Raw genomic sequence first — 12,447 nt, 5'->3', positions numbered from 1 at the left:
TTATCTATACAATTTAAAGTTTGTTGTTGGTTTAAAAAATTAGCTTTTTTGTGTTCAATAATTTGCATCTAGTTCTATTGGTAAATTTCTATATACCTTTTAAAAATTTCTTTTACAATTCTAGAAAAACACAATTTCAATAGGCTAATTACTCTTGTTGATTTCTGTTTCATATACTCTTCACATCAGAATAATATGAATTTGATACAATAGTGTAAGACTCTTAAATTTGTACAAACTTATAAATGGACAGCAAATTAAAATTTGATGAATAAAATGAAGGTTTAAACATTCAATAATGATTGACCAAAAATTTGAAAAAATGCTTTATGGACTTGAGTTGTTTTTTATTTAATTGTGCTTAGTGGCCTGTCTCTTAAAATATACTTTTATGACTTAATTTTCACAGAAATTACTATTGAGAATTGGCGTAATGGCGACCTAATCTAACAGATAGATTTTTTTTCAAGAGATCGATTGAGGTTCTTATCTACTATGTATGATAAAAATTAAATTTTATACAACTCGAAATTTGCTCACGGTTTTGGATGTCCATAGCTTAATGCTACTTACATTTTACCTTTACGTAAATTCATTACTAACTAATTTTTTTGGTATGAAATAAGCTTTCATCACATTATGTATTATTTATTGGGTATCAATTTTTTTCATTCAAAAGTTCCGGAATATGCTTGTGTCATATTACGAGCAGTGAGCATTTAAAATGTAAGATCATTCACTACTAGAAATAAAACGTTAAATTAAAATAAATTCCGTAATCAATAATCAGTTTAAATTTTGTGGGATAAAATTTCTACTTCTAACTGGATTTTTGAAGTAAATAAACCTTTTGAATAAAATTCAGATTATCCTTTCAAAACACCATATATACGCATAGAAGCCACCAAATCAACTCCCACACCAAATTACATACATCCCTATATCGCGCTTCAAACAAGCGCTTAGAGCGCAAGCCACAGAGCAGTAGCTACATTGGATATTGATCGAGGTCTTCCAATATTTACTTGTTTTATCTTTTAAAAAAAAGGTGTAGCAAGTTGCTACACCTTTTTATTTTTCTCTATGATTTTTTTCAGCAGATTTTCTAAACTTTCTAAATCTTCTTCATCAATTTCTGAAACGTTTAATGATACTTTTAGCTGTTTAGTATCCATTTTTATGTTACCTGCAACCTTACCTTCAAATTGTATTTTTCGAACAAGTGAGGTCGATGGAACTTTCGAATTTTTTTCGGTCAACAGCTTCGTAGCATATGTTACAGCTTTACTTTGCTCTAGCTTCTTAGCTTTAACTTGTTCCCAAGCACCTAGTAGAGCCTTTACAGCGACATCTAAATCTTCAGAATGATCAGATAAAAACTTCTTAAATGCGGTAGCCGCACTACGACCTAATAAGTTAGGCATCGTATTCAAATCACCAAGTATTACTGGTGGAAGTTTCTCAAAAGATAAGTATTTATACATATCTTCACGATTTAAACCTAATGATTTCGCTAATTTTTGTTTATTCTTCTTCAAATCCTCATGTAAAGCATCTAATCCTAAGAAGATTTCGTAATCACTTAAATCTTGTCTCTTTAAATTTTCAGCAAGAGTAAGTAAAGAGGCCTCTTCATCATTTGCATCAATAATAATGACTTCTATCGTATTCTTATTGAGTAACTGATGTGCTCTAAGACGACGTTCACCTGCGATCAATTCAAATTTGGAGTTCCCTAACTTACGAACAGTGATAGGTTGCAAAAGACCTACTTCTGAAATCGAATCTGCTAGCTCTTGTAACTCAGTTTGATTAAAAATTTTACGCGGTTGATTAGGACTCTTTGTAATATCAGAAATACTGACATTGCGTCGGAACTCTTTTTGATCCTTAATTGTCTCTTGCTGTGCTTGTTGATGCTTTTCAGTATTTTGCTTCAATCGTTGTGCAAGTAATTCTTTAGCGCTAGCCATACATCAATCCTTTTAAACTTTTTCTATAACTTCTGCGGCAAGCATTTGGAATGCTTTACGTACTTTCGAGCTTTTTTCAAGTTTGAGAAGAGGTTGTTGCATAATCGCTGCTTGATTTACCTTTGTACTTTGGGGAATTGAATTCTCCAGAATTACACCAACTTGTTTTAATGCTTCTTCTTTTATAAGTTTACAAACATTTTGGCGCTCATCATGTTTGATGAGTAATGCACCCAACAATTTTAAATCTGGATTTATACGACGTATTTTCTCTAAATGATTCAATAAATCTGTTACACCATATAGCCCATATTGTGAACCTGACTCAATTGGAATAATGACATGCGTTGAAGATGCTAATGCATTACTCGTCAATAATTTTAAACTTGGCGGGCAATCAATTAAGATATAATCATAAATATCGCGTAACAGTTCGATTTTTGTCGTTAGTTCTTCAGAAGGTCTCGGTGCATCATCTTTTAATTGATCTTCTGTTTTACCCAAGTTTAGAGAACCGTAAATTAATGATACGTTTTCAAAATTTGTTGTTTCATCTAATGCGTCAGCTAATAAGGAAATATCACCCACAAGAAGTTCAGCTGTTGTAACAGGTACTTCACTTGGATGTTTGGTTCCAATATGTAGACTTGCGTTAGCTTGAGGATCTAAATCGATAACTAAAACTTTGTTACCAAGATTAGCGAGTTCTGATGCAAGATGAACTACGGTTGTTGTTTTACCACAGCCACCTTTATGATTTGCTACAGCAATGATTTTAGCAGACATGCTTGTCATCTAATTCCATAATTGAATGAAACTAATATAAATAAGTTTGTAGCAACTTGCTACATATTTTAAATTTAAAATGTTCATTTGATTATATGAGAAACAAATAATGAATTTAAAAAATATAGCTAGCTTAATTAAATAATTAATATATATTTAGTTAATTAGTAATTAATAATTAGAGAGTTTTTTCTTTTTTTAAAACATATACTTAGAATTTTAAAGGTGGAAGGCTTGTCACAAAAAAGTGGAAGGTTTGTCATAGAAAAGTGGAATACTTGTCACTTAAAGGTGCAATGGGTGTCACTCAAAAGTGGAAGGTTTGTCATTTTAAAGTGGAAGATATGTCATTAAGGTGGAAAGTTTGTCACTTACGTTATAATTATACATTAAATCTAGAATAATAAAGTTTAAAAACAATACTTTATTTTGTGGATAAGAATTAAAATTATAGGCGTAAGAGTGGAAGGTTTGTCATCATAGATTTTATATCTGTGGGTAATTTTTTTTCATCACCTTTATTCACCTGATCTATTGGTCGTACGCATAACAATTCCTTTTAAACATCGAATTATGGGATCACTGCACTGGCTAAGGGTTTATTCCTTTTTGATTAGGAGTCGTGGCTCCACATAAAAGTGGAAAGCTTGTCACTGATATATGTTGAAGTTGAGGATTAAGATTTGATTATTTCGACATCAAAATACAACGATGAAGTACAAAAAAGATTAATTAAATTTCTTCTGTGTAGCCTATCAGGTTAAATGTATCTAATGGTCTGATATTTTAATGAGAGTACATGTCATAAAGTAAAAGTGGAAGGCTTGTCACTCACGCATCTGGAAGTTGTGGATATCTTATAATTATAAATAGCCACATGACTTGATAGTAATATTTAAAGTGGAAGGCTTGTCATATCACCCTAAGAAAACATCTTAGAAGGGATAGTATCATTGCAACTTGTATATGAAGTATGCAAATTTTTGAATGTATGTAAAAAGGTGGAAAGTTTGTCACTACTATCTGTATATGTGTTTACCTAAATATTAAGTTCAATAAATTAAAACAATGATACATCATTGCCATTGGTGGAAATCTTGTCACTTACTCAGGCTAAAATCAGCAAATTTTTAGATGTCATTTTCAATATTGTATTTTTTGTATGTGATAAAAAAATCAAAAATCTTAAAGGTGGAAAGTTTGTCACTAATAAAACACGAAATTGTGGATAAATTGATCATTAAGTAAATTTCAACTTAGTGAGGTTCAAATCTAAGATTTTTATGAGTGGAAGCTTTGTCACAGCTTTAAACAAAAAATAGTCAAACTATTTTTAATTTATAGAAGTTGTATTTTTACTATTCAAAAAGAATTGGTAGATTTCGCTTAAAGTGGAATGTTTGTCACTTATTGGTGGAATATAAATTTATGTTTTCCACTCTAATGATTTTTTTAAAATTTAGAGTGACAAACCTTCCACTCTTAGATTTTGTGGTGAAACTATTGAAAGTTTTTCCACTTTTATATATAAAACTATAGAACATTTTAAAAACTCACCGACATGACTGACAACAATTCAATATCTGAAGAGAACGATTATATTCCATACTGTATTGGTAACATTAGGCACAATGGCGTTGTAAGTACGAGTAACCGCTTAATACGCCCCATTGAATTATCTGCCAATGAATATAAAGCGTTACTGTATGCAATGGCTGTTGCAAATTTAGGTGAGAAAGTTAATCAGGATAAAGAAATCACCGAGCAAACTTATATTTATTTGTATAAAGATGATCTAGCAGAATTACTTGGGCTAAGTAAACGTAATTCGATTAATGTGGCAATTGATCGTATTTATAAAGAGTTGTCATCAAGGGTTGCGCATTTCATTATTGAAGAGCCTACTGTTGATTCAAAGAAAAAAACCAAAAAAGTACATTCTGTAGTACCTATTATTCGCGAATTACGTTGGGAAGATGATTTAAAGAATGCAATTCAAATTCGCTTTACCAGCGAAGTGCTTCCTTACTTCACTCAGCTGGCGGGAGGCAATTTTACAACATATCAGCTTAAGCATCTTTTTGCCTTAGATTCTGTCGCGAGTATGAGTCTCTATACCTACTTTATTAAGAATGAGTTCAAGTTTAATAATCAAGAGACATACGAAATTCCATTAATGCTTGAAAACCTAAAAGCGTTAATTGATATCAATGAAACTAAATATGATCGTTGGGTTGATTTTAGACGCTACGTTTTAGATAAAATAGTTGCTGAAATTAATGAAAACACAGATCTACATTTGGAATACGAGACGATTAAAAAAGGTAGACCTATTGTTGGTGTAAACTTTAAATTAAATCATCGTGGATTTGAAAAAGAAAAAATTGAAATCCCGACAAAAGAAAGAGAAAAAATATATTTAGATGTTCCCTTTGAAGACAATGCACTGGTCAAAGATTTAGGCGCTAAATTTGATATGAATGTACGTTCATGGCATATCTATTCTGATGATATAAATTACCCAAAATTTAAAAAATGGTTCAAAAAAGAAGGTTGTTTAACTGATTCACAGGCTAATGTGGTTATTAACGACACCTTGTTCCAAATGGAGTTTGCAACCGTCGGAATGAGTTTGAATGATTTTAAACGTTCAATGAAGCAAAAACTAAAAACAGATAGTGAATTTGTGAAGAGCATACGTGAGCGGCTAAATGAAATCTTTGGTAAAGAAGTGATTTAATTTACCCAAACTTGAACTTCCTGATCTATTGTATTGACTCGGACTTTTGGTCCGAGTTTTTTATTAAATAATTAAATCTCAGCTGTAGAATTAATTTACCTCAATTAATTTGGGTCTACATTCTTCTGAAATTGGTTCAGACGCTTATCTAAGATATAACTTTTTTAAGCAAAATCATGAAAAATTTAAGTCAGCTAAATGTATTCTCTAATTTTTGATATTAGAATTCGCCCTTAACAAAGATAATGAATCTCAAAGTTCTTTAAACAGCTGTAATTATAGCTCAATCATTAATGCTGAATTTTAAAATTCTGTTTAAGACTAAATTTGGTCGATATACCTATATATTAGATCTCTTGCGAAAGTTAATTTAAGAGCATCCAATTCACCATTCCAGCAATTAAATTCATTCTTAGACCAAAGCGTTTCCGTCTATTTCTATAGCGTTCTGTTAATATCCGAAAATGTTTAAGTTTGCCGTTGATATGTTCAATTGTGATCCTACGCCGACTGATTTCTTGGTTGATCTGTTTTGCTATTTGGGGTAATGATAAATTCTTAGGTTTCTTGATGGGAATGAGTAACTTACTCTTAATCTGATGAAATCCTTTATAGGCTAAATCTGCCATGATACAAGGATAAATGACCATCTCCTTCAAATACTTACGCGCAATCGTCAGATCGTGTTTTCTGCCATCTTCAATCTGTATACTTACAATTTGCTTTAATTTTGGGTTAAAAATGACCTGTGTTTTTAGCGTATGTTTCTTCTTTTTACCGCTATAGAATTTTCTTTGTTTTTTTGGGACGCTCAATCTGTGACTCAGTGACATCAACGATTACATAATCCTCCTCACTAAACTTTTGATTCCTTTTAGGCAATGCGAAAATCCGTGATTGAATCAGAGCCTTTTCAACTTTCTGAATCGTACGATTCACATTACTTTCAGCTAGGTTATAGTCGGCGGATAACTCAATTTGAGTTCTATAACAGCGTAAGTAATTTAAAGTTAACAACAATTGATCCTCTAAACACAACGAATGAGGTCTTCCAGATTTTTTCTTGGCAAGTTCAGCGTGTTGTAACACTGATACCATTTTTAAGAATAATGGACGAGGAACGCCAACAAGTCGTTTAAATTCCCCATCATTAAATCTAGTTAAATTTTCATATTTCATGGGACTAGTATAAACAATTTTTTACTTTCGCAAGAGGTCTATTTATAAAATTTAATTAAGCACATTAATCTCTGAAAAGTTTCGAACGCTTATGTACAAATTTACATTGCTACTAGGTATAGCCTTAAAGGTTATGAAAAAACTTGATTGAGGATAAATTTAAACGGAGCAAAATTTTAAGCTTATTAATTTAAATGGTGTTAATAGCTAGGTGATTCAGATCTTGTAAATACTAACCACTCAATCGCAATGTGTAGCAAGTTGCTACACTTTTCTGAGACATTAGGAAGGATCGTTTCAGTTTTTAAAATTAATGACATTTGGTTAGTGTAAATGAGCTTAATTGTAAAACTGGATGTCATCATTTAGCTCGACGTGTAATTGAGTTAAGACATCTATGAAAAAATAAAATTCAGGAACTGATTCATAAATATAAAGTGTAATGGAAATAACTAAAATGGTGCAATCTAGAGTGAGTTAGGATTTTTGCATCATGATTGAGCAAAAATAGTATGATAAAAACTAAAAAACGTAATACTAGCTTGGCATGCCATTTGCATTCATATACTTAGATGAAAAGTGATCTAGGGTTCCGATACATGAAGTTTCAAGTATGTCTGCGACCGAGAGTTCACGGCTTAAGTTGCAAGCTCAAGCTACACGGAGGGATAAAAGCCCGGGAGGTAAACCGTAGAAGATTGGGATGGATGCATATGAGCACAATAACTTATCACGAAGATCAAGTCCTTTGGACGGAACGTTTACCGGGTGGACACCACTGGTCAGCACGTATTCAGCGTGGCGCAGTATTACAACTTCAATCCTTAGGCAAAAATGCCAATGTGGCACTGTATTGCGTCAATAGCGAAGACAAGCTCGAACGCTATAACATGCCAGACAGCTTAAAAGGGCAACATACGGCATTTTTAAGTACAGGACATATCCTTGCATCTGACCTGGGTCGCGCGATGATTTCCATCGTCAAAGATGACCACGGTTGGAATGATGCGTTCTGTGCACCAAGCACTGCACAACAAATTGAACAACAATTTGGTTCAAAAACCTTCCAAGATGCACGCAACGACATGTACCGTAACGGCAAAGATTCGTTACTGCTTGAGATGACCAAGTTTGGATTATCTGCAACGGATTTGAGCAGTACTTTAAATCTGTTTTCTAAAGTTCAACCGGATGACCATGGCAATCTCAGCTATGTAGCATCTGACAATACGAATCAAGTGATTGAACTGCGCTTTGAAATGGATTGCTTGGTGTTCTTATCATCCGCACCGCATGCTTTAGATAACAGCACGGAATATGCGCCTGCCGATGTTCAATTGTCTTTATACAAAGCACTTCCTTTAGGTGACAGCGATGTATGTCGTGATTCATGCCCGCAAAATCAGCGTGCATTTCAAAACAATAATCGCTACTACGCATTAACTGCTTAAGGGGAACAGATCATGACTGCACTCGTAAAATTAGAAAAATCAGTTTTAAGTGAAATTTGTCCAGCCGGTGAAGCATGGATGTGCGAAGTCAAAAAAGGGCAATATTTCCGTATCGTGGATTTAGAAGGCAACCAAGCGGTAGATACGCTGTTTATCTCGGCTTCTAACCCTGAAGAGCGTTATAGCGCAACTGATACCTTAGCCATCAATCAACAGATCTATTTAGAAAAAGGCGCAGCGCTATACACCAACTTTGGCAACAAAATTGCCACCATCCATGATGATAACTGCGGTCGCCATGACACCTTAGGCGGGGCATGTTCATGTGAAAGTAACACGGTTCGTTATGCACATGACACATATCCAATGCACAGTTGCCGTAACAATTTCATGATTGCGCTGTCTCAGCATCCAATTGCCAAAAAACACGGCTTAAATGTGCGTCACATCGGTCCAAATATTAACTTCTTTATGAATGTACCCGTCACAAGTGAGGGACATCTAAAGTTTGATGATGGTATTTCGGCACCGGGTAAATATGTGGAAATTAAAGCGGAAATGGATTTGATCGTGCTGATCTCTAACTGCCCACAACTGAATAACCCTTGTAATGCTTACAACCCAACTAAAATTCAATTGATCATCCGTGAAGGCGAGGACGCATAATATGTTTAATAAAGTTTTAATCGCCAACCGTGGTGCAATTGCGTGTCGTGTCATTCGTACCCTTAAAAAATTAGGTATCCAATCTGTTGCAGTCTATTCGGAAGCCGATCGTGATTCACTCCATGTGACTTTGGCCGATGAAGCCGTTTATATCGGTGAAGCACCTGCCAGCCAAAGCTATTTAAATGTCGATAAAATTTTAGAGGTTGCCAAACAAACCGGCGCACAAGCGATTCATCCGGGTTATGGCTTCTTGTCCGAAAATGCTGAATTCTGTGACTTGTGTGAATCACAAGGTATTGCTTTTATTGGGCCAAACTCTGCACAGATGCGAGCCTTTGGTCTTAAACACACTGCACGTGAACTTGCGATTCAAGCCAGTGTACCGTTATTGCCGGGTAGTCAGTTATTGGCGGATGAAGCTGAAGCTTTAATGGAAGCAAATCGTATTGGTTATCCTGTGATGCTGAAAAGTACTGCCGGTGGTGGTGGGATCGGCATGCGTTTGGTCTGGAACGAAGCAGAACTGAAAGATGCTTATGCAACGGTGTCTTATTTAGCCCAAGCCAACTTTAAAGATGCCGGTTTGTACCTTGAAAAATTCGTGCAAAATGCCCGTCATATTGAAGTGCAAATTTTTGGTGATGGTCAAGGTCAAGTGATTGCACTGGGAGAGCGTGATTGTTCGGTACAGCGTCGCAACCAAAAAGTGATTGAGGAAACACCGGCACCGCATATCAATGACGAACAGCGTGCCTATATTCAAAATGTTGCCATTCAACTGATGCAGTCAGTGAATTACCGTTCTGCCGGTACAGTTGAATTTGTGATGGATACCGACACCCAAGAATTCTATTTCTTGGAGGTGAATACCCGTCTACAAGTGGAACATGGCGTGACCGAGCAAGTCTTTGGTGTGGACTTGGTGGAATGGATGGTCACCTTGGCTAGTGGTGATTGGACTGCACCAACAGAAAAAATTGAATCGAAAGGTCATTCGATTCAAGTGCGTTTATATGCTGAAGACCCAATCAAAAACTTCCAACCAAGTGCCGGTTTACTGACACATGTTGAGTTTGATTCTAATGCCCGTAATGAAACATGGGTCGAAACAGGTTCAAATGTATCATCATTCTATGACCCGATGATTGCTAAAATCATTGTCACAGCAAACGATCGTGCTTCTGCGATTCAAGCCATGACTGATACTTTGGCGAAAACTTCAGTTGCAGGGATTGAAACCAATCTTGAATATCTACAAAACATCATCTACTGTGAGGTATTTAAAGCTGGCACACAAACCACACGTTTCTTAAATACCTTTGAATGGAAAACTCAAAAGATTGAAGTATTACAAGCCGGTATTCAAACTGCTGTACAAGATGTCACAGGACGTTTGGGCTATTGGGATGTGGGTGTGCCACCATCAGGTGCGATTGATCCATTGTCACTGAATGTCGCAAACCAGTTGCTTGGCAATGCCTATAACACTGCAGGACTCGAATGTACGCTACAAGGTCCAACTCTAAAATTCCATTGTGATAGCCAAATCGTACTGGCCGGTGGTGATATGCCATCAACACTAGATGGCGTTCAAGTTCCGATGTGGCAAACCGTGAATGTGCGTAAAGGTCAGATTCTCAAATGTGGCAAAATCGCGACAGGTTGCCGTACCTATATCGGCATTAAAGGTGGTTTGAATGTACCTAAATACCTCGGCTCACAAGCGACCTTTACCTTAGGTCAATTTGGTGGTCATGCAGGGCGTAACTTATTGATTGGCGATATGTTGCCAATTACGGCATTCACAAGTGATGAAGTGAAAAGCCTTGCACCTGAGCAAGTGCCATCATTTAGTCATGAATGGGAAATTGCGGTGATGTATGGCCCGCATGGTGCACCTGATTTCTTTACCAAAAATGATATTGATACTTTCTTTGCTAATACCTTTGAGATCCACTTTAACTCAAGCCGTACCGGTATTCGTTTAATCGGGCCAAAACCGGAATGGGCACGTGAAGATGGTGGTGAAGCTGGTCTGCATCCATCCAATATTCATGACAATGCTTATGCCATTGGTGCGATCGATTTCACTGGGGATATGCCAATTATTCTTGGGCCAGATGGTCCAAGTCTTGGTGGTTTCGTCTGTCCTGCGGTGTTGATTAATTCTGAGCTGTGGAAACTCGGTCAGCTTAAAGCCGGTGACAAAGTGAAATTTGTCCCTGTGAGCTATCACCAAGCCAAACTTTTAAATGAAAAATATCAAGCGCAATTAGAAGCTTCAGATACACAAGCGGTGGCATTTGATGAATCGTTCTATCCTGAACTTTCGACATTAAAAAATGCCGTCCTCGATACCTTAAAAGGTGAAAATGGTGCACCTGATGTGGTGTATCGTCCTGCTGGCAATAATTACATATTGGTGGAATATGGCGAGTTGGTGCTAGATCTGAACTTACGTTTCCGTATTCATGCGCTGATGCAATGGGTTCAAAAGCAAAATATTCAGGGCATTATCGACCTGACACCGGGGATTCGTTCGCTACAAATCCATTTTGATTCAATCAAACTTGATCAAATTGATTTATTGCGTCTACTTCAAGTAGCGGAAGAACAGCTGCCAGATGTGACGGAAATACAAGTGCCATCACGTACGGTGTATTTACCGCTCGCGTGGGAAGATTCACAAACCCAACTTGCGACTGAACGTTATATGCAAACTGTGCGTCCTGATGCGCCATGGTGTCCGGACAATATCGAATTTATCCGTCGTATTAATGGCTTAAAAGACAAACAAGCCGTGAAAGATGTGGTCTATAACGCGAGTTATTTGGTGATGGGATTGGGTGATGTCTACCTCGGTGCACCTGTGGCCACGCCACTTGATCCACGTCAACGTTTAGTGACCACCAAATATAACCCTGCTCGTACATGGACGCCTGAAAATGCCGTGGGTATTGGCGGTGCGTATATGTGCGTATACGGTATGGAAGGTCCGGGGGGCTATCAATTTGTTGGTCGTACCACGCAAATGTGGTCTCGCTACCGTAGGAATCCTGATTTTGAAAAAGGTATGCCGTGGTTACTACGCTTCTTTGACCAAATTAAATTCTATGAAGTTTCTGAAACTGAACTCATGCAAATGCGTGAGGACTTTAAAGCAGGTCGCTTAAAATTGCGTATTGAAGAAGGTGTATTAAACTTAAAAGAGTACAACGACTTCTTAACTGAAAACCAAGCATCCATTTCAGCATTTAAGTCAGTGCAACAAGCTAATTTTGATGCAGAACGTCGTCGTTGGCATGAAGCAGGGCTTGCAGAATATGTGTCTGAAAGTTTAGATGCTGTGGATGATGGTGAAGGGGTAGAAGTGCCTGATGGTGGCTGTGCAGTGGAGTCGCATATGCCGGGTTCAATTTGGAAAATTGAATGTCAGTCAGGTGATATTGTGGAAGAAGGCGCAACGCTTGCCGTGATTGAAGCGATGAAAATCGAGATTCCAATTATTGCGCCTGAGCGTATGAAGGTTGAAGCGATTACCATTGAAAAAGGGCAAACGGTGAAAACGGGGCAGGTATTGTTTACATTGGCGCCGGTAGCTTGATGAGATAGATATAAAAAAGACCGTCCGTAAGGGCGGTTTTTTATT

7 protein-coding genes and 1 riboswitch are annotated in these 12,447 nt (G+C 36.6%); of the genes, 4 read left to right on the top strand and 3 right to left on the bottom strand.

Annotated features, from left to right (window positions below):
* Positions 1 to 1,061: 1,061 nt before the first annotated feature.
* A complete protein-coding gene (locus A3K93_RS14130) occupies positions 1,062 to 1,973 on the bottom strand; it encodes a ParB/RepB/Spo0J family partition protein (RefSeq protein WP_067731977.1) in 912 nt (303 codons plus the stop codon).
* A 12-nt stretch (positions 1,974 to 1,985) separates the two neighbouring features.
* Entirely contained in the window at positions 1,986 to 2,759 is a 774-nt protein-coding gene (locus A3K93_RS14125) for a ParA family protein (protein WP_067732192.1), read from the bottom strand.
* A 1,561-nt stretch (positions 2,760 to 4,320) separates the two neighbouring features.
* Here A3K93_RS14125 and A3K93_RS14120 point away from each other — a divergent pair.
* Positions 4,321 to 5,499 carry a replication initiation protein gene (locus A3K93_RS14120; protein WP_067731975.1) on the top strand — a complete coding sequence of 393 codons (1,179 nt, stop codon included), beginning with the start codon at positions 4,321 to 4,323 and terminating at the stop codon, positions 5,497 to 5,499.
* 365 nt (positions 5,500 to 5,864) lie between these two features.
* On the opposite strand, the gene A3K93_RS14785 is transcribed toward A3K93_RS14120, so the two are convergent.
* Positions 5,865 to 6,678 (bottom strand): IS5 family transposase gene (locus A3K93_RS14785; RefSeq protein ID WP_101494815.1). Its coding sequence is split into 2 segments (ribosomal slippage): positions 5,865 to 6,290 and positions 6,292 to 6,678, totalling 813 coding nucleotides; the frame shifts between segments, so codons are not numbered across the junction.
* A gap of 573 nt (positions 6,679 to 7,251) precedes the next feature.
* A riboswitch (guanidine-I (ykkC/yxkD leader) is annotated at positions 7,252 to 7,363 on the top strand.
* Positions 7,364 to 7,391: 28 nt separating this feature from the next.
* On the opposite strand from A3K93_RS14785, the gene A3K93_RS14105 reads away from it, so the two are divergent.
* From A3K93_RS14105 to uca, 3 genes are read left to right on the top strand one after another with little or no spacing between them, the layout of a single operon-like run.
* A complete protein-coding gene (locus A3K93_RS14105; protein WP_067731973.1) occupies positions 7,392 to 8,129 on the top strand; it encodes an urea amidolyase associated protein UAAP1 in 738 nt (245 codons plus the stop codon).
* Between the two features lie 12 nt (positions 8,130 to 8,141).
* Positions 8,142 to 8,795, top strand: coding sequence for an urea amidolyase associated protein UAAP2 (locus A3K93_RS14100; protein WP_067731971.1), 654 nt, complete (start codon positions 8,142 to 8,144; stop codon positions 8,793 to 8,795).
* Position 8,796: 1 nt separating this feature from the next.
* The gene (gene uca / locus A3K93_RS14095) at positions 8,797 to 12,402 is read left to right on the top strand and encodes an urea carboxylase (protein WP_067731969.1); all 3,606 of its coding nucleotides are present in this window, start codon (positions 8,797 to 8,799) and stop codon (positions 12,400 to 12,402) included.
* The last annotated feature ends 45 nt before the right edge of the window (positions 12,403 to 12,447 follow it).

It is taken from the genome of Acinetobacter sp. NCu2D-2, from assembly GCF_001647675.1.
Taxonomy (GTDB): domain Bacteria; phylum Pseudomonadota; class Gammaproteobacteria; order Pseudomonadales; family Moraxellaceae; genus Acinetobacter.
Note: the sequence above shows the minus strand (reverse complement) of the source record. Positions and strands in the feature narration are given on the sequence as shown.